We start from the raw sequence: 18,623 nt of genomic DNA on the forward strand, positions 1-18,623 counted from the left end.
CCGAGTGAGGAACCGATGAGCCGCTCCACCCTCCGCCTGACCGTCGCCCAGGCACTGGTGCGTTTCCTGGCCGCGCAGTACACCGAACGCGACGGCGAACGGCACCGGCTGATCGCCGGTACCTGGGGGATCTTCGGCCACGGCAACGTGGCCGGTCTGGGCCAGGCGCTCCTCGAAGCCGGCGAGGAGACCATGCCCTTCCACCAGGGCCGCAACGAACAGGCCATGGTGCACGCCGCGGTCGGTTACGCCCGCCAGCTCAACCGGCTCTCCGCCCAGGCCGTCACCACCTCCATCGGCCCCGGCGCCACCAACCTCGTCACCGGCGCGGCCCTGGCCACGGTCAACCGCCTCCCCGTGCTGCTCCTGCCCGGCGACTACTTCGCGACCCGCGTCGCCGACCCGCTGCTCCAGCAGCTGGAGCACCCGGTCGAGGCCGACCTGTCCGTCAACGACACGCTGCGCCCGGTCTCCCGCTACTTCGACCGCGTCCACCGCCCCGAGGCGCTGATCCCCTCCGCCCTCAACGCGATGCGGGTACTCGCCGACCCCGTCGACACCGGCGCCGTCACCCTGGCCCTGCCGCAGGACGTCCAGGCCGAGGCGTACGACTGGCCCGAGGAGTTCTTCGCCGACCGGATCTGGCGCGTCCGCCGCCCGGCGCCCGAACCGGCCGAACTCGCCGCCGCGGCGGAAGCCGTACGCGGCTCCCGCCGCCCCCTGATCATCGCGGGCGGCGGCGTCCACCACAGCGAGGCCGAGCCGGCCCTCAAGGCGTTCGTGGAGGCCACCGGCATCCCGGTCGCGTCCACCCAGGCCGGCAAGGGCTCGCTGCGCCACGACCACCCCGCGGACGTCGGCGGCGTCGGCCACACCGGCACCGCCGTCGCCGACGACCTGGCACGCACCGCGGACCTGGTGATCGGCGTCGGCACCCGCTACTCCGACTTCACGACCGCCTCCGCCACGCTCTTCCAGAACCCGGCCGTGCGGTTCGTGAACCTCAACGTCGCCGCCTTCGACGCGCACAAGCTGAGCGCCCGGACCCTGGTCGCCGACGCCCGCGCCGGTCTGGAAGCCCTCACCGAGGCGCTGTCCGGCCATCGCGTGGACGCGGCGTACGAGGCCGAGTACCGCGCGGGCAAGGAGCGTTGGGAAGCGGTCGTGGACGCCGTCTACCGGGCGGACGACGAGCACGCGGTCCCCACCCAGACCCAGGTCCTCGGCGCCCTGGACGCCGTGGTCGGCGACGACGACGTGGTGATCAACGCGGCCGGTTCGCTCCCCGGCGACCTGCACAAACTCTGGCGTGCGCGCAGCCCGCGTCAGTACCACCTGGAGTACGGCTACTCCTGCATGGGATACGAGATCCCGGCGGGCATCGGCGTCCAGCAGGCCGCCCCGGGTACCCCCGTCTGGTCACTGGTCGGCGACGGCACGTACCTCATGATGCCGACCGAGATCGTCACGGCCGTCCAGGAGGGGCTGCCCGTCAACCTGGTGCTCATCCAGAACCACGGATACGCGTCCATCGGCGGCCTCTCCGAGTCGGTGGGCGGCGAGCGCTTCGGCACCGCCTACCGCTACCGCGCCCCCGACGGCACCTTCACCGGCGACCCGCTGCCGGTCGACCTGGCGGCCAACGCCGCCAGCCTCGGTATGGACGTCCTGCGCGCCAAGACCGTGCGCGAACTGCGCGACGCCCTGGCGACCGCCCGCGCGTCCGACCGGCCGACGTGCGTGTACGTGGAGACCGATCCGACGCCCAGCGCCCCCGGCGCCGAGGCCTGGTGGGACGTACCGGTCGCCGAGGTCGCCTCCCGCGAGGCCGCCACCCGCGCCCGTGCGGCGTACGACCAGCAGGTCGCCGACCGCCGCCGCCACCTCTGATCTCCCCCTCCCCACCCTGATCTCCCCGCTCACGCAAAGGACCCGCACCTCATGAAGAACATCGACCACTGGATCGGGGGGAAGCCCGTCGCGGGCGCCTCCGACCGCTTCGGCCCCGTGTACGACCCGGCCACGGGCGCACAGGAGAAGCAGGTGCCCTTCGCCTCCGTGGACGAGGTGGACGCCGCCGTCGCCTCCGCGAAGGCCGCCTTCGAGAGCTGGGGCACCGCCTCGCTGGCCAAGCGCACCACGGTCCTCTTCAAGTACCGCGAGCTGCTCGACGCCCACCGCGACGAGATCGCCGAGCTGATCACCGCCGAGCACGGCAAGGTGCACTCCGACGCGCTCGGCGAGGTCGCCCGGGGCATGGAGATCGTCGAACTCGCCTGCTCCGTCCCGCAGTTGCTGAAGGGGGAGCTGTCCACCCAGGTCTCCACCCGGGTCGACGTGGCCTCGATCCGCCAGCCCCTCGGTGTCGTCGCGGGCATCACCCCGTTCAACTTCCCGGCCATGGTGCCGATGTGGATGTTCCCGCTGGCCATCGCGTGCGGCAACACCTTCGTGCTCAAGCCGAGCGAGAAGGACCCCTCCGCCTCGTTCCGGCTGGCCGAGCTGGCCTCCGAGGCCGGGCTGCCGGACGGCGTGCTCAACGTCGTGCAGGGCGACAAGGTCGCTGTGGACCGCCTCCTGGAGCACCCGGACATCACGGCCGTCTCCTTCGTCGGCTCCACGCCCATCGCTAAGTACATCCAGCTCAAGGGCATCGAGCACGGCAAGCGCGTCCAGGCACTCGGCGGCGCCAAGAACCACATGCTGGTCCTCCCGGACGCCGACCTGGACTTCGCCGCCGACCAGGCCATCAACGCCGCGTACGGCTCGGCCGGCGAGCGCTGCATGGCGGTCTCGGTGGTCGTCGCGGTCGGTCACACCGGTGACGAGCTGGTCGGGAAGATCGCCGAGCGGGCCAAGGGGCTGAAGATCGGCCCCGGCAGCGACCCCGCCAGCGAGATGGGCCCGCTCATCACCCGCGAGCACCGAGACAAGGTGGCCTCGTACGTGGCGGGCGCCCGCGCCCAGGGCGCCGAGGTCGTCGTGGACGGTACGGGCTTCACGGTGCCGGACCACCCCGAATGCGCTGACGGCTTCTTCCTCGGTGTCTCGCTCCTCGACAAGGTCCCGGTCACCGCGGACGCCTACCGGGACGAGATCTTCGGCCCGGTGCTGTGCGTGGTCCGCGCCGAGACGTACGACGAGGGCATCGCGCTGATCAACGCCTCCCGCTGGGGCAACGGCACCGCGATCTTCACCCGGGACGGCGGCGCCGCCCGCCGCTTCCAGCTGGAGGTCCAGGCAGGCATGGTCGGCGTCAACGTGCCGATCCCCGTCCCCGTCGGCTACCACTCCTTCGGCGGCTGGAAGGACTCCCTCTTCGGGGACCACCACATCTACGGCAACGACGGCGTCGCCTTCTACACCCAGGGCAAGGTCATCACCACCCGCTGGCCCGACCCCGCCGACAGCGGCGGCATCAACCTCGGCTTCCCCAGCCATTCCTGACCCTCCCGACGACACCCTCCCGACGACGCTTTTGACGCTCCTGACGTAAGCCCTGTACGCACGTTCACCCGAAGGGAGAGGCTGCCGTGGCAGAGTCCGAAACCGCACGTCCGGCCACCGCCGGGGCCTTCGACCGCCTGGACGTCGCCCTGGACCGGGGCAGCCCGATCCCGCTCTACTACCAGCTCGCCCAGCAACTGGAGTCCGCGATCGAGCACGGGGCGCTCACCCCGGGCGACCTGCTGGGCAACGAGGTGGACATCGCCGCGCGGCTGGGCCTGTCCCGGCCGACCGTCCGCCAGGCGATCCAGTCCCTGGTGGAGAAGGGCCTGCTGGTGCGCCGCCGGGGCATCGGCACCCAGGTGGTGCACAGCCAGGTCCGGCGTCCGCTGGAACTGAGCAGCCTGTACGACGACCTCGCGGCCGCCGGGCAGAGCCCCGCCACCCGGGTGCTGCGCAACGAGATCGAATCGGCCTCCGCGGAGGTCGCCGCGGCCCTCGGCATCCCCGAGGGCCGGGACGTCATCGCGCTCGAACGGCTGCGCTCCACCCACGGCGAACCCATGGCCCACCTCAGCAACTACCTGCCCGCCGCGCTGTTCGACCTGCACACCGAAAGACTTGAGGCGACCGGCCTCTACCGGATGATGCGGTCCGCCGGGATCACCCTGCACAGCGCCCACCAGACCGTGGGCGCCCGCAGCGCCACCGCGGAAGAGGGCGGCCTGCTCGACGAATCCGCGGGAGCCGCACTGCTCACCATGCGACGCACGGCGTACGACGACACCGGACGAGCCGTGGAGTACGGGACCCACGTCTACCGGGCCTCCCGCTACACCTTCGACTTCCAACTGCTCGTCCGCCCCTGATCGGATGCGGTTGCCGGGCTCGGAAGCCGTCCGCGGCGGTACGTTGAGCCCGTGCGGCGCGGGTGCACCGAGCAGGGCGGACGGGAAGACCCCTCCTGGAGGGGTTCGCTCCCGGAGGGGACCGCTCCCCAGGGACGGAGAGGGTCAGGTGGTGACGAGCGAGGAGAGCGGCGTGGCGCGGCAGCTCCACATGGCGGACACGGCGGTGGTGCTGCTGGACGCGCGCGCGACGGTCGCCGGCTGGACCGCCGACGCCGAGCGGCTGTTCGGTCACAGCAGGGCCGAGGCCGTGGGCCGGGCCGTGGCCGATCTGCTGATGCCCGAGGACGCCGCGCGGCTGCCCGAACTGGCCGCCCGGTGCGTCAGGGACGGCGCCTGGACCGGGCTTCTCGCGGTGCGCCACCGGGACGGGCACCCGGTCGTCGCCACCGTACGGGTCGCCTCGGCCGGGGAGGCGGCGGACGGCCCGCCCCGCTGGGTGGCCCTGGCCGCCGACACAGCCGGCACCCCCGGCTGGAGCATGAGCCGTGGAGCGCTGGAGCGGATGGCCGCGCACTCGCCGATCGGCATCGCCATCGTGGACGTCGACCTGCGGTTCGTCTGGTCGAACGCCGCCCTGGCCCAGTTCGGCGGCGGACCCGGACACGAGCGGATCGGCAAACGGCTCGCGGACATCCAGCCCGGCCTGGACGCCGAGGCCCTGGAAGCCGTGATGCGCCAGGTCCTGGAGACCGGCGTGACCGTCGCCGACTACGAACACGTCGGTACGGTCCGCTCGGCACCGCACCGGGACACCGCCCACGCCATGTCCTTCACCCGGCTCGACGACGACCAGGGCACACCGCTCGGCGTGTACTACACGGTCGTGGACATCACCGAGCGCCACCGGGCCCGCGAGCGACTCACCCTTCTGGACCAGGCGGGCGAACACATCGGCCGCACCCTGGACGTCACCCGAACCGCCCAGGAACTGGCCGACGTCGCCGTGCCGGGACTCGCCGACGTCGTCACCGTCGACCTGCTGGAGACCGTCCTCGAAGGCGGCGAACTCGCTGCCGGGCCGATGAGCGGGCCGGACGCCGTGCCGCTGCGCAGAGCCGGCCACCGGTCGGCCGACGACGGGGTCCCGGAAACCGCCGTCGGAATCGGCCAGGTCGCCCGGTACCTCGCCGATGCGCCCCCGGTCTCCGCCCTGACCAGCGGCAGATCCTGGATCGAGGAGCGCCTCGACCCACTGGCCGAGGAGTGGACCGCCGACCTGCCCCGCGGCGAGGCCGCCACCTTCCTCGACCTCGGACTGCACACCGCGATGATCGTGCCCGTCCGGGCACGCGGCACCACGCTCGGCATCACCACGTTCTTCCGGAGCCACCGCAAGGACCCCTTCGACCAGGACGACCTGAGCCTCGCCGAGGAGTTCGTGGCCCGCGCCGCCCTGTGCGTCGACAACGCCCGCCGCTACACCCGGGAACGCGACGCGGCGCTGGTCCTGCAGCGCCATCTGCTGCCGCACCGGCTCCCCGAACAGGACGCGATGGAGGTCGCCGCCTGCTACCGGCCGGCCGACGAACTGACGGGCCTCGGTGGCGACTGGTTCGACGTCATCCCGTTGTCGGGCGCACGGGTCGCACTCGTCGTGGGTGATGTGGTCGGGCACGGCATCGAGGCCGCCGCCGCCATGGGCCGGCTGCGGGCCGCCGTGCAGACCCTCGCCGACCTGGACCTGCCGCCCGAGGAGGTACTGGCCCACCTCGACGACCTGGTCGACCGGGCCGGGAGCGAGGACGACCCCGGGACACCGCTCCGCGCCGACGGCGTACGGGTGAAGGGTGCCAGCTGCCTCTACGCGGTGTACGACCCGGTCGGCGGCCGGTGTTCCATGGCCGCCGCGGGTCATGGTCTGCCCGCCGTCGTGGCCCCGGACGGCACGGTGGACTTTCCCGAACTGCCGCCGGGCCCCGGACTCGGCGTCGGCGGTCCGCCCTTCGAGTCGGTCGAACTGCGGCTCGCCGAAGGCAGCGTGCTAGCCCTGTGCACCGACGGCCTGCTCGCCGCCGAGGGCCCCGCGGGCCGGCGGGACGCCGCCGCCGACCGGGACCGGCTGAGCCGCGCACTGGAGCGGCCGGCCCCCGGCCTCGACGACCGCTGCGCGGCCGTGGTCGACGCCCTGGTCCCGGCGCGCCCGCCGGACGACGTGGTGCTGCTGCTGGCCCGCGCCCGCCGTCTGCCGGCGGACCGGATGGTGTCCTGGGAACTGCCCGGTGACCCGGCCTCGGTCGCCGAGGTCCGCAAGCGGACCTCACGGCAGCTGTGTGAATGGGGTCTCGACGAGCTGACCTTCACGACCGAACTGATCGTCAGCGAGCTGGTCACCAACGCGATCCGGCACGCGGCCGGCCCGATCAGGCTGCGGCTGATCATGTCGAGGACCCTGGTCTGCGAGGTGTGGGACGCCAGCCCCACGTCCCCGCACCTGCGCCATCCGAGGTCGACCGACGAGGGCGGCCGCGGCCTCTTCCTGGTCTCCCGCTGTACTCAGCGCTGGGGGACCCGCTACACCCAGGAAGGCAAGATCATCTGGACCGAGCAGTCCCTGACGGGCCCGTCGGTCTGAGCCGGCCGGTGCTCCGAGCTGGCCGGTGGTGTCTAATTTTCCGTTGTGCCAGTGGTGCCTAACGGTACGGCACGTCACTTTTGGCGCATAGTGCGTCCGGAGGGCGAACCAGGACGGCCGCCCGCGCGCCCCGCGGTTCACCTCCTCGTGCCCGTACCCAACGAGGAGTGACGCCTCATGTCCGACACCGTGTCCAGGCGGTCCGTCCTGCGCCTGCTGGGCGGCGCGACCGCCGTAGCCCTCGCCGCGACCACCGGCAGCCCCGCACCGGCCCGGGCCGCCGTGCGGGAACCGGCCGCGGGCCCCCGCGTCGAGAGCCTCCTCACCCGGCTGACCCTGGACGAGAAGATCTCCCTGCTGCACGGCGCCACCGACCCGAAGTCCCTCGGCCAGGCCGGCTACGTCCCCGGCGTGGAACGGCTCGGCATCCCGCCCCTGCGCCTCGCCGACGGCCCCGCCGGAGTCCGCGTCAAGCGGCGCGCGACCGCCCTGCCCGCGCCCGTCCTGCTCGCCTCCGCGTTCGACCCCGGCCTCGCCCGCCGTTACGGCCGGGTCATCGGCCACGAAGGCCGCGCCCTCGGCCAGGACGTGCTGCTCTCCCCGATGGTCAACCTCGTCCGCACCCCGTACGCGGGCCGCAACTTCGAGACCTTCAGCGAGGATCCGCTGCTCTCCGCCGACCTCGTCGCCGCCGAGATCAAGGGCATCCAGGGCGAGGGCCTCATCGCGACCGTCAAGCACTACGCCATGAACAACCAGGAGAAGGACCGCGAGACCGTCGACGTACGGGTCGACGAGCAGACCCTCAACGAGGTCGAACTGCGCGCCTTCGAGGCCGCCGTCGGCGCCGGCTCCCGCGCGGCCATGGGCGCCTACAACAAGGTCAACGGCACCTACGCCTGCGAGAACAAGGAACTCCTCACCGGCATCCTCCGCGACCGCTGGGGCTTCGAGGGCTGGGTGATGACCGACTGGCACGCCGCCCACAGCACCGTCGCCTCGCTCACCGCGGGCCTCGACATGGAGATGCCGAACGGCAGGTACTTCGGGCCCGCTCTCAGGTCGGCGGTCCAGGACGGGAGCGTCTCCGAGGAGTACGTCGACCGGTCCGTACGCCGGATCCTCACCGCGATGGACGACTTCGGCCTGCTCGACGGCAGCGCCCCGCCCCGTCCGCGCCGGGACCCGGCGGCGGGCGCGGCCGTCGCCCTGGAGGTCGCCAAGGCGGGCGCGACCCTCCTGCACAACAAGAACCGCACGCTGCCCCTGACCGGCCGGGCCGCGCGCAGCATCGCCGTCGTCGGCCCCACCGGCTCCCTCCCGTTCGTCAGCGGCGGCGGCAGCGCCCATGTCGTCCCCGACCACGCCGACAGCCCGCTCGACGCCATCAGGTCCCGGGTGGGAGAGGGCTCCCGGGTGTCGTACGCACTCGGCGAGGACCTCTTCGGCAAACCCCTGCCGAAGAACGCCCTCTCGGCGGGCATCACCCCGGAGGGCCAGCGGATCGCCGCCGGGACGACCTGGACGTACGACGGGACGCTCACCGTCGAGGACGACGACGAGTGGACCCTCGTCATCCACTACTCCGGTACGCGGCCCACGGTGCTCCTGGACGGGACCGAACTCTTCCCGGTGGCGGCCGGGCTCGCCGAGCAGTTCACCGGCGGACTGGTGTCGGCCGCGCCCGACGGCCTCGCGGTGCGGCGCAGGACGCTCGATCTCGCCGCGGGCGGGCACCGGATCGAGATCGTCGCGAAGGGCGGCGCCGAGGGGCAGACGCTCAGGCTGCGGCGCGTCACCGGCGCGACCCGCGCCCAGGACGTGGCCGAGGCCGTGAAGGCCGCGAGTGCCGCGCACAGCGTCGTCCTGTTCGCCTACGAGGACGCCACCGAGAACCAGGACCGCACCACCCTCGCGCTGCCCGGCCACCAGGCGCGGCTGATCGAGGAGGTGACGGCGGCGAACCCGCACACGACCGTCGTCCTCAACACCTCGTCCTCGACCTCGATGCCGTGGCTGGAGCGCACCGGCGCCGTGCTGCAGATGTACTACCCGGGGCAGGAGGGTGCGACGGCCACCGCGGCCGTCCTGTTCGGCGACTGCGACCCCGGCGGACGGCTCACCCAGTCCTTCCCGGCCGACGACGAGAGCCACCCGGTCGCGGGCGAACCACGCCGCTACCCGGGCCTGGGAGGCGTCGAGGAGTACTCGGAAGGGATCCACGCCGGCTACCGCTGGTACGACTCCAAGGGCGTGGAACCGCTGTTCCCGTTCGGGTACGGGCTCTCGTACACCTCCTTCGCCTACGAGGACCTGGCGGTGCGACGGACGGGGGACGGGCTGGAGGTGGCCTTCACCGTGCGGAACACGGGGAGCCGGAACGGCATCGACATCCCACAGGTCTACGTGGGCCCCTCGCCCGACCTCCGGGTCGACCGGGCGGTACGGGTACTGGGCGGCTACCGACGGCTCGCGCTGAAGGCGGGGGAGTCGCGCAGGATCACCGTGCGGGTGGCTGAACGCACCCTCTCCTCATGGGAACCGCGCCGGCACGGCTGGGTGCTCGGCACCGGCCGGCGGACCGTATGGCTCGGGGCCTCGTCACGTGAGCTGCGGCTGCGTACGACGGTGGATGTGTGAGCGCCCGACGAGCCTCCGTGTCAGGGGCGTGAACCGGTAGGCTTCCCGGCGTGCGCGCGACCGAGCGCACGCCGGGCCCGGCCCGGTCCGCGGTGAATCGGGAGGAACCGGCGTTGCACGTCCAGGAGTGGCTAGAGACCGTGCCTGCGGTCAGCATCTACGCGCTGGTGGGCCTGGTCATCGGCCTGGAGAGCCTGGGCATCCCGCTGCCTGGCGAGATCATTCTCGTCTCCTCGGCGCTGCTCGCCTCCCAGCACGGTGACATCAACCCCGTCATCCTCGGTGCCTGCGCGACCGCGGGCGCGATCATCGGGGACTCCATCGGCTACGCCATCGGCCGCAAGGGCGGACGCCCACTGCTGGCCTGGCTCGGTGCGAAATTCCCCAGGCACTTCGGCGAGGGCCATATCGCCACCGCCGAGCGGTCCTTCGAGAAGTGGGGCATGTGGGCCGTCTTCTTCGGCCGCTTCATCGCCCTGCTGCGCATCTTCGCGGGCCCGCTCGCGGGTGTGCTGCGCATGCCGTACTGGAAGTTCCTGATCGCCAACGTGCTCGGCGGGATCCTCTGGGCGGGCGGCACCACCGCGGTCATCTACTACGTGGGTGTGGTCGCCGAGTCCTGGCTGAAGCGCTTCTCCTGGCTCGGCCTGGTTCTCGCCCTGCTCATCGGCCTCGTCTCGATGCTGGTCATCAAGCGCAAGGCGAAGAAGATGACGGCGGAGAGGGAAGCCGACAAGACGACGGCAACCCCGGACCCGGCCCCGGTCCCGGTGACCGACTAGGCCCTCAGAGCCTGTGTCAAGGGGCGCGGGGCCGTATCGACCTGCGGCTCCGCCGCGCGGGCGAGGGCGCGGTCAGTCACGATGGCCCCGCAGCCGCCCGATACCCCGCCCGGTCACCCTCCGTGGGCGACCCGGTGGGTCCGCGCCAGCTCGACATAGAACACCCCGTTGAGCGAAAGCCCCTCCCGCTCCTCCTCGCTGAGTTCCCGCTTGACCTTCGCGGGAACACCCGCGACGAGCGACCCCGGTGGCACCCGCATCCCCTGCGGCACCAGCGCCTGGGCCGCGACGAGCGACCCCGCCCCGATCACCGCCCCATTGAGGATCGTGGCCCCCATCCCGACCAGACAGTCGTCCTCGACCGTCGCCCCGTGCACCACGGCGTTGTGCCCGATGGACACCCGTTCCCCGACGGTGATCGGAAACCCGGGGTCGACGTGCAGCGTGCAGTTGTCCTGCACGTTGCTGTCCGCGCCGATGACGATCGGACCGCAGTCCGCCCGCAGCACCGCGCCGTACCAGACGCTCGCGCCCGGGTGCAGGGTGACGTCCCCGATGACCACGGACGTGGGCGAGACGAACGCCTCCGGGTCCCTCTGCGGATCCTTGCCGCCGATCCCCATGACCAGCGCCTTGTGCGTCATCGTCGTCTCCTCGTTCTCGTCGGTACCGGCACCGTATAGGGACGGGGCCGCGCCGCGGTGGGGCGAAGATCACAGCCGTACGAGCTCTTGGGCGGACATGACGCTGAGTACGGTGAGCGGGTGTCCAAGAGGAAGAACACGTTCTCGTCCCGGCGGCGCCGTCTCGTCCAGCGGGCCGTCCACGCGGGCTGGGCCTGGGTGCAGCGGACGGGAGCGGTGACCGCCGAGCGGCCCGGACGGCTGCGGTTCGGCGCGATGGGGACGGGGACCAGGCTCGCCTTCCCGCAGGGCACGGTCTTCGGTGAGCCGTGGATCCATCTGGGCGATCACTGCATCATCGCCGAACAGGTCACCCTGACCGCCGGGTTGATGCCCGACCTGGACCTCGGACCCGAGCCCATACTGCGCATCGGGAACGGCGTCGTCCTCGGCCGCGGCAGCCACGTCATCGCCGACACGACGGTCACGATCGGCAGTGACTGCTACTTCGGGCCCTATGTGTACGTGACGTCCACGAACCACTCGTACGACGATCCCAAGGAGCCCATCGGCAAGCAGTGGCCGCGGATGGAACCGGTGGAGATCGGCCCCGGCTGCTGGGTCGGCACGGGTGCGGTGATTCTGCCGGGAGCGCGGATCGGGCGGAACGTCGTGGTGGCGGCCGGTGCGGTGGTGCGCGGCGTCGTGCCCGACCACGCGGTGGTGGCCGGCGCGCCGGCGCGGGTCGTACGGCGCTGGACCCCGGGCGACGGCTGGCAGCCGCCGCTGCGGACGCCGGCACCGGTGCCGATCCCCGACGGCGTCACTCCGGAGCAGCTGCTCGCGCTGTCGGAGCTGGACGAGGAGGGCATCGCCGCGCTGCGGGCCGTGGAGGCCGTGGAGGATGCCCATACGGACGTACGCGCCGAGTCCTGACCGGGGTCCCCGAGCCGGGCCCCGAGCTGGGCCTCGAAGCCGGGCCCCGAAGCCGGGCCCTCAGGTCGGGTCCTGAAGCCGGGACCTGAACCGGCGGGCGGGCCTCACCCCGTGGCGAGCAGCACCGTGCCGACGAGGGCGAGGCCCGCGCCCGCGGCCTGGACCCCGCGCAGCCGTTCGCTGAGGAAGCCGCGCGCAGCCAGCGCCGTGACCACCGGATAGAGCGAGGCGAGAACGGCGGCCACGGCCACCGGGCCGCGCTGGGCGGCCAGCGAGTACGTGCCGTTGGCGGCGACATCGGCGAGGCCGACGAACGCGAAGGCCGGAAGGGCCCGCCAGTCGACCTTCGGGGGAGCGAGGCTGCCGCGCCGGACGGAGACGTACAGGGCCGTGCCACCCGCCAGGACGTTGGTGACGCGCTGTACGAACAGCGCCAGGAAGAGGCCGGTGAGCGTCGAGGAGGCCTCGGCGATCAGGGTCATCACCGCGCCGAAGCCGAACGCCGCGAGCAGGGTGAGCAGGACGGCCTGCCGCTGCACGGGCGCGCCCCTGAACTGCGGTCCGCCCGCCAGTACGACTCCCGCGACGGCGACCGCGATCCCCGCGAACTGCAGCAGCCCGGGGCGCTCCCCGAGGACGAGTCCGACTCCTACGGGCACGGCGACTCCGACCGAGCCGAGCGGCGAGACGACGCCCATCGGGCCGAGCGCGAGCGCCTTGTAGAAGGCCAGCATCGCGACGGGCCCGACGAGCCCGGCCGCCACCGCGAACCACAGCCGCGGACCCGTCTCGCTCCAGGCGCCCGTCACGAGGACGATCGCGCCGAGCACGACGGTGGCGATCGACTGCGAGACGACCACCACCGTCAGTGCCGGGGTACGTCGTGTCAGCAGCCCGCCACCGAAGTCGGCCAGTCCCCACAGGAGGCTGGTGGCCAGGGCGAACAGTGCTGTCATCACGTACCTCGCAGTACAGTTCGGTGAACGATCCGGTGCACCCCACCGTAGTTCAATGTATTGAACTCTGTCATCCATGATATTGGACGGAATGTGTCGGACCTCGACCTGCTGACCCAGTCACTGGCCCGCAACGTCAAACGCTGGCGCACCGAGCGCGGCTTCACCCTGGACGCGCTCGCCGCCCGCGCCGCGGTCAGCCGTGGCATGCTCATCCAGATCGAGCAGGCCAGGACCAACCCCAGCCTCGGCACCGTCGTCAAGATCGGTGACGCGCTCGGCATCAGCATCACCACCCTGCTGGACTACGAGCAGGGCCCCAAGGTCAGGATCGTCCCGGCCGAGCAGGCCGTACGGCTCTGGCACACCGACGCCGGCAGCTACAACCGGCTCCTCGCGGGTACCGAGGCGCCCGGCCCGCTGGAGATGTGGGACTGGCTGCTGATGCCGGGCGAGGGCAGCCCCTCGGACCCGCACCCCGCGGGCACGGTCGAACTCATCCATGTCACGAAGGGCGAGCTGGCGCTCACCGTCGACGGCACGGAGTACCGCGTCCAGGCAGGCGCGAGCGCCTCCTTCGAGGCCAACACGCCCCACACGTACGCCAACGCCGGTGACGTGCCCGTGGAGATGGTCATGGCTGTGTCGGTCCCCGGCGTGAACTGAGGCTCCGGGCGGCGGCGTACACCTGGACTCCGGGCGTCGTGCGTGCCCCGGGGGCCTGGGCGTCGTGCGTGAGCCGGGGCCTGGTCGGCAGGCGCGGAGGCCCTCGGCGTGGCCCGTTCGTGCGGCTGTTAGCGTGCCGTCATGCGCGCACCCATCGGACACTTCGACGACGCCACGCCCGCCCCCGACCGCCTCGACGCGCTGCCCGGCCCGGTCGCCGACGCCGTACGCGACTGGCGCGGCAGTGTCCCCGCCGAGCAGATCGTGTACGTCGACACCGAGCCGGAGTGGGCCGACACCGCCACCTTCCTGGAGCACTACGGCCCGGAACTCCTCGACCGGTCCGCGAACTGTGTGGTCGTCGCGGGCAGGCGCGGCGGAGAGACCACCCTCGCCGCATGCGTGGTGCTGTCCGCCACCCGGGTCGATGTGAACGGCGTGGTCCGGCGCCAACTCGGTGCGCGCAAGGCGTCGTTCGCGTCGATGGACACGGCGACCGGCGAGACCGGCATGGAGTACGGCGGCATCACACCGCTCGGACTGCCCACGCACTGGCCGCTGTTGGTGGACTCGGCCGTCGTCGATCTGCCGTACGTGCTGGTGGGCAGTGGCCGGCGGCGCGGAAAGCTGCTCGTGCCCGGGAAGGCCTTCGCGGAGCTGCCGAACGCCGTGGTGCTGGAGGGGCTCGGGGGCGCCTGACCGTCCGGGTCAGCCCGTTGCGTCGCGGGCGGTGGTGCGCTCGGCCGCGTCGAGCAGGGCCGGGTCGACCGCGTCCATCGTCCGTGCGTGGAGTCCGTCCGCGACCAGCGCGGCCGAGCCGCACCCGGCTCGTCCTGTTGCACGCCCTGGCCGAGGACGAGGCGGACGTCACGACGCTGACCGGGCGGTGCGGCGCGACCCGCCCGGCCGCCAGTCGGCACCTGGCCCGGCTGCGGCTCGCGGGTCTTGTCAACACGCGCAAGGTGGGTCGCCGGGTGATCTCTTCGCTGCGGGACGGGCACCTGCGCCGGGTCGTGGACGAGGCGCCGAATCTGGCCGACCACCGGCTGAGTGACAGGCCGACGCACGATTGAGCGGCCCTGCCGGCCGGTCTGTTTGGGGCGTGGTCCCCGGGTACTCGGGGCGTGAACCCCCGCCTGCCTCCGGGCGCGGGAGGCGCGGGCGGGGGATGCTGAGGAAGACGGAACCCCGGCCCGGCTGGTGCTTGCGACGCTGTCGGGCGTCCGCCCACGCCCCTCGGCACGATTCAGGAACGGTACTGCCATGAACAGCGACGCAACAGTCCGAAGCGACGTCGTCTCCAGCCACTCGATCGCGGGCGCCCCGTGCTGGGTGAGCCTGACGGCGCGTGACCAGCAGAATGCCGAGGATTTCTACCGGGCGGTGCTGGGCTGGCGCTTCAGGGCGGCCACGCTGATGGACCGGTTCCGGATCGCCTACGCGGACGGGGTGCCGGTCGCGGGCATCGCGGCCGTGGCCTCGATGTGGCAGATGGCCGTCGCCTGGACCCCGTACTTCGCTGTGGACAGCGCCGACGACGCGGTCGCCCGAGCCCATGAGCGCGGCGGTACGACAGCGGTCGGGCCCATCGGTTTCCCGCCCGGCCGGGCGGCCCTGCTGGCGGACCGCGACGGAGCCGTCTTCGGAATCTGGGAGGGCCAGCTCGTCGTCGGCTGGGAGACCTGGCGTCGGGCCGCCCCCGCCTTCCTGCGGCTGCACACGCGCAACGCCTTCGACGCCGCCATGTTCTACGGCGAGGTGCTGGAATGGGCGACTTCACGGCCCGGCTGCTGCGAGGTGCACTACGACGGGGACGAGGTGGTCCTGCGCGGCGAGGGTGACGTGGTGGCCCGTATCCACTCGGGCGCGGTGGAGGCGGCCCCCGACCCTACGATCCGGCCCCACTGGCAGGTCCACTTCGCGGTCACCGACGTCGACGCCTGCATCCGCGCCGCGCTGGCCCACGGGGGCACGGTCCGTGACGGGGCGTCCGCCGCGGAGGCGGTGCTGCGTGATCCAGACGGGGCACAGTTCACGGTGACGTCCAAGCCGCAGCATTGAGCCGCACCACCGGAATGACCCCCTCCGGCTCATAGAGGCCTATTTATGGCCTGAAGTGATCGGTCTAGGCCATAGATAGATGCCAATTGAACGAAACCGCTTGCCTCCGCCCTGCGTGCCACGTAGATCTGTCCAGGCACAGTTGTTATTCGGGGGGATGTTGGCATATGCAAGGTACAATTGACGGCTTCAGCTATGGCATGGTCACGCCGCTAACGGCCTACGTCATGGCCTGTTTGGGAGCGGCTCTGGGGCTGCGCTGCATCACCCGGTCCCTTCGCAAGGGCAAGTCCGGCAAACCGGCCTGGCTCGCGCTCGGAGCGGCATCGATGGGCTGCGGCATCTGGACGATGCACTTCATCGCGATGATCGGGTTCCAGGTCGAGGAAACCCGCATTCGCTACGACGTCGGCCTGACGGTTCTCAGCCTCGCTGTGGCGATCGCCGTGGTCGGCATCGGCGTCTTCGCCGTCGGCTATCGCGGCGGGGGCACGACGACCCTGCTCCTCGCGGGCAGCTTCACCGGCATCGGGGTCGCGGCCATGCACTACATAGGCATGGCCGCCATTCGTCTGAACGGCAGCCTGGAGTACGACATCCCCATCGTCGGACTCTCCGTCCTGATCGCCGTCGTCGCCGCGACAGCCGCGCTCTGGGCGGCGGTCGCGATCCGTGGCTTCCTCGCCAGTCTGGGAGCGAGCCTCGTCATGGGTGTCGCCGTGTCCGGGATGCACCACACGGGCATGGCGGCCCTCAGCGTGCACCTGCACGGCGAGACCGGCGGACCGGAGACGGGCGGGTCCGCCCACGCGCTCCTGCTGCCGATGCTCATCGGCCCGGTCCTCTTCCTGCTGATCGCGGGAGTGGTCGTGATGTTCGACCCGATGCTCGTCCTCGGGGACGCCGACGGGAAGGGGACCGTGGGCCGTCGCCGGGCGCCCGCGCAGCACACGGACCCGCCCGCCTGGTCCGGCTCGGCGTTCGAGGCGCCGCCGAGGACGGACCGGAGCGCGTACGACCCCGGGCCGCCCGCTCGACGCAACAGGTGAACGGAGCCCGGCCGCCGTCCCAGGACGGGCTCTGAGGCGGGGGATCCCCGAGGGGGCTTCACCATCCGTACGAGCTCCGGTGGATCTGCGTGACCGTCACGGCAAGCGGCGGAACGCTCCTCGACGTCAAGATCCACCGGCTCGCGCACCCGGGCGCTTGAGTCTCCAGCGCCTGGAGGGTCCAAGATCTGGCCCATGGAAGACGAACGCCCTGACGTGCTCACCATCGGCCGGCTCGCGCAGCGCACCGGACTTCCGGTGCGCACCCTGCGCTTCTGGTCGGACGAGGGAGCGGTGCCGCCCGTGGCCCGCTCCGCAGGCGGCTACCGGCTGTACGGCGCCGAGTCCGTGGCCCGCGTCGAGCTGGTCCGCACCCTGCGAGAGCTGGGCCTCGGGCTCGACGACGTGTGCCGTGTCCTGAGCGGCCGCACCACGGTCGCCGAGGTCGCCGACGCGCACGTGGCCGCGCTCGACGCGCAGATCCGCTCCCTCAAGGTGAGCCGGGCCGTCCTGTCGACCGTATCGAAACGTGGTTCGACCGCTGAGGAGACAGCACTGATGAACCGGTTGGCACGGCTTTCCGCCGCCGAACGCAAGCAGATCATCGACGAGTTCAAGGAGGAGGTGTTCGGCAGTCTCGACGTCGGCCCGCACCTGCGTGACCGCCTGCGCACCTTCAGCATCGAACTGCCCGACGACCCCACACCCGATCAGGTCGACGCCTGGATCGAACTGGCCGAGCTGGTGCGGGACCCCGGTTTCCGGGCCCGGATGCGCACCATGCTGGAGCTGAGTACCCCGGTCCCCGGGCAGAGCCGTCCCCCCGGGGCGTCCATCTGGTGGGGCAAGCAGGTCGTGCAGACCGTCGCGGAGGCCAGAGAACGCGGGATCGGCCCTGAAGGACCGGCAGCGGCCGAAGTGCTGTCCAAGCTGTTCGGCGACGCCGATCGGGCCGCCGTGCTGTTGTGCCTGGAGGCCGGGATCGAGGCGGGGGCGGAACGCTACCGCAGGCTCGTCGCCCGCGTGCGCGGACAGTATGCGTTTCCCGACGCGACCGAGGAGCTGGAGTGGCTGACGCGAGCCCTGCATGCCGCGGACCAAGCCTGACCGGCCGTGCCGATCTGCTTGGCCTTCGGTTTCGAGCCCCTCGGGCTGGCAGAGGTCGACGTGTCGACGTGTCGATGACCGTCCGCACTGCTCGTCCCCAGGCAGGCCCTAACGCAGGGAATTGAGTTCGATCGCCGGGCAGCGGTCCATGACCATGTCGAGGCCGGCCGCGCGGGTGCGCTCGTAGCCGGCCTCGTCGATCACGCCGAGCTGGAACCAGACCGCCTTGGCGCCGATGGCGACGGCCTCGTCGGCGACGGAGCCGGCGAGGCCGCTGTTGATGAACACGTCGACGACGTCGACTGCGAAGGGGATCTCTGCCAGGGAGGCGTATCCCTTCTCCCCGTGGACGGTCTCGGCCTTCGGATGGACCGGGATCACGCGCTTGCCGTAGCGCTGGAGCACCTGCGCGACGCCGTACGCGGCCCGCCGTTCGTTCGACGAGAGGCCGACGACGGCCCAGGTGTCGCCGAGTTCGGTGAGGATCTTGCGGATCGTTGCCGGATCGCCGTACACGGTGAGCCTCCAGGAAATGCGGTAAGGGCTGCTGCGCCGGACAACAGCGCACACCGCGCGGTGATTCCCGGCGCCGCGGCCCGCCGCCGACAGGTCCGCGAAGCCGGGGTCGGTGTGGCGAAAGTCGCCGTGATAGCTTGCCGAAGCCAGTCGAACCCATGTACGTGGGTCAGGGAATCCGGTGGAAATCCGGAGCTGACGCGCAGCGGTGAGGGTGACGGGCGGGGCATCGGCCACTGGATCGACACGACGGTCCGGGAAGGCGCCTCGTCCGGGTGAACCCGAGTCCGAAGACCTGCTGGCGGCCTCCGTGGTCCCGAGACGGCGGGGGAGCACCCGTACGACCGGGCTCCGCGT

Annotated in this window: 16 protein-coding genes and 1 riboswitch; of the genes, 13 read left to right on the forward strand and 3 right to left on the reverse strand. The window is 71.9% G+C overall.

Translation table 11 applies throughout. From position 1 onward, the window contains the following. Positions 1-15: 15 nt before the first annotated feature. From iolD to AB0D14_RS03700, 6 genes are all read left to right on the forward strand, one after another. Positions 16-1,890: a 3D-(3,5/4)-trihydroxycyclohexane-1,2-dione acylhydrolase (decyclizing) gene (gene iolD / locus AB0D14_RS03675; protein WP_362774151.1), complete on the forward strand. Its 1,875-nt coding sequence runs from the start codon at positions 16-18 to the stop codon at positions 1,888-1,890. Between the two features lie 51 nt (positions 1,891-1,941). Beyond that, positions 1,942-3,447 (forward strand): CoA-acylating methylmalonate-semialdehyde dehydrogenase, encoded by a 1,506-nt coding sequence (locus tag AB0D14_RS03680; protein WP_362774153.1) that lies wholly within the window; start codon positions 1,942-1,944, stop codon positions 3,445-3,447. Positions 3,448-3,533: 86 nt separating this feature from the next. Next, positions 3,534-4,316: a GntR family transcriptional regulator gene (locus AB0D14_RS03685; protein ID WP_362774156.1), complete on the forward strand. Its 783-nt coding sequence runs from the start codon at positions 3,534-3,536 to the stop codon at positions 4,314-4,316. Positions 4,317-4,464: 148 nt separating this feature from the next. Continuing rightward, positions 4,465-6,930 carry a SpoIIE family protein phosphatase gene (locus tag AB0D14_RS03690; protein WP_362774158.1) on the forward strand — a complete coding sequence of 822 codons (2,466 nt, stop codon included), beginning with the start codon at positions 4,465-4,467 and terminating at the stop codon, positions 6,928-6,930. A 177-nt stretch (positions 6,931-7,107) separates the two neighbouring features. Beyond that, the gene (locus tag AB0D14_RS03695; RefSeq protein WP_362774161.1) at positions 7,108-9,570 is read left to right on the forward strand and encodes a glycoside hydrolase family 3 C-terminal domain-containing protein; all 2,463 of its coding nucleotides are present in this window, start codon (positions 7,108-7,110) and stop codon (positions 9,568-9,570) included. A gap of 113 nt (positions 9,571-9,683) precedes the next feature. Then, entirely contained in the window at positions 9,684-10,352 is a 669-nt protein-coding gene (locus tag AB0D14_RS03700; RefSeq protein WP_362774645.1) for a DedA family protein, read from the forward strand. A gap of 113 nt (positions 10,353-10,465) precedes the next feature. On the opposite strand, the gene AB0D14_RS03705 is transcribed toward AB0D14_RS03700, so the two are convergent. After that, positions 10,466-10,996 (reverse strand): gamma carbonic anhydrase family protein, encoded by a 531-nt coding sequence (locus AB0D14_RS03705; RefSeq protein ID WP_362774164.1) that lies wholly within the window; start codon positions 10,994-10,996, stop codon positions 10,466-10,468. Positions 10,997-11,116: 120 nt separating this feature from the next. Here AB0D14_RS03705 and AB0D14_RS03710 point away from each other — a divergent pair, with 120 nt between their 5' ends. Continuing rightward, positions 11,117-11,911, forward strand: a complete 795-nt coding sequence (locus tag AB0D14_RS03710) for an acyltransferase (protein ID WP_362774166.1) — start codon at positions 11,117-11,119, stop codon at positions 11,909-11,911. Between the two features lie 104 nt (positions 11,912-12,015). Here the strand turns inward: AB0D14_RS03710 and AB0D14_RS03715 are convergent, their stop codons facing one another. Beyond that, positions 12,016-12,867, reverse strand: a complete 852-nt coding sequence (locus AB0D14_RS03715) for a DMT family transporter (RefSeq protein ID WP_362774169.1) — start codon at positions 12,865-12,867, stop codon at positions 12,016-12,018. 93 nt (positions 12,868-12,960) lie between these two features. On the opposite strand from AB0D14_RS03715, the gene AB0D14_RS03720 reads away from it, so the two are divergent. The 6 genes from AB0D14_RS03720 (at position 12,961) to AB0D14_RS03745 (ending at position 17,750) form a co-directional block, all read left to right on the forward strand. Beyond that, positions 12,961-13,533, forward strand: a complete 573-nt coding sequence (locus AB0D14_RS03720; protein ID WP_362774172.1) for an XRE family transcriptional regulator — start codon at positions 12,961-12,963, stop codon at positions 13,531-13,533. 141 nt (positions 13,534-13,674) lie between these two features. Beyond that, on the forward strand, positions 13,675-14,232 hold the full coding sequence (locus tag AB0D14_RS03725) for a YbaK/EbsC family protein (RefSeq protein ID WP_362774175.1): 558 nt from the start codon (positions 13,675-13,677) through the stop codon (positions 14,230-14,232). Positions 14,233-14,315: 83 nt separating this feature from the next. Continuing rightward, positions 14,316-14,606 carry a metalloregulator ArsR/SmtB family transcription factor gene (locus AB0D14_RS03730; RefSeq protein ID WP_362774177.1) on the forward strand — a complete coding sequence of 97 codons (291 nt, stop codon included), beginning with the start codon at positions 14,316-14,318 and terminating at the stop codon, positions 14,604-14,606. A gap of 190 nt (positions 14,607-14,796) precedes the next feature. Beyond that, complete coding sequence (locus AB0D14_RS03735) at positions 14,797-15,594, forward strand: VOC family protein (RefSeq protein ID WP_362774180.1); 798 nt, start codon at positions 14,797-14,799, stop codon at positions 15,592-15,594. Positions 15,595-15,761: 167 nt separating this feature from the next. Then, positions 15,762-16,643: an MHYT domain-containing protein gene (locus AB0D14_RS03740; RefSeq protein WP_362774183.1), complete on the forward strand. Its 882-nt coding sequence runs from the start codon at positions 15,762-15,764 to the stop codon at positions 16,641-16,643. A 195-nt stretch (positions 16,644-16,838) separates the two neighbouring features. Continuing rightward, a complete protein-coding gene (locus AB0D14_RS03745) occupies positions 16,839-17,750 on the forward strand; it encodes a MerR family transcriptional regulator (RefSeq protein ID WP_362774186.1) in 912 nt (303 codons plus the stop codon). A gap of 108 nt (positions 17,751-17,858) precedes the next feature. On the opposite strand, the gene AB0D14_RS03750 is transcribed toward AB0D14_RS03745, so the two are convergent. Beyond that, positions 17,859-18,266: a CoA-binding protein gene (locus tag AB0D14_RS03750; RefSeq protein WP_362774188.1), complete on the reverse strand. Its 408-nt coding sequence runs from the start codon at positions 18,264-18,266 to the stop codon at positions 17,859-17,861. Between the two features lie 130 nt (positions 18,267-18,396). Further along, a riboswitch (cobalamin riboswitch) is annotated at positions 18,397-18,584 on the forward strand. Positions 18,585-18,623 lie beyond the last annotated feature (39 nt).

Source organism: Streptomyces sp. NPDC048484 (assembly GCF_040651415.1).
In the GTDB taxonomy this organism is placed as follows: Bacteria; Actinomycetota; Actinomycetes; order Streptomycetales; family Streptomycetaceae; genus Streptomyces.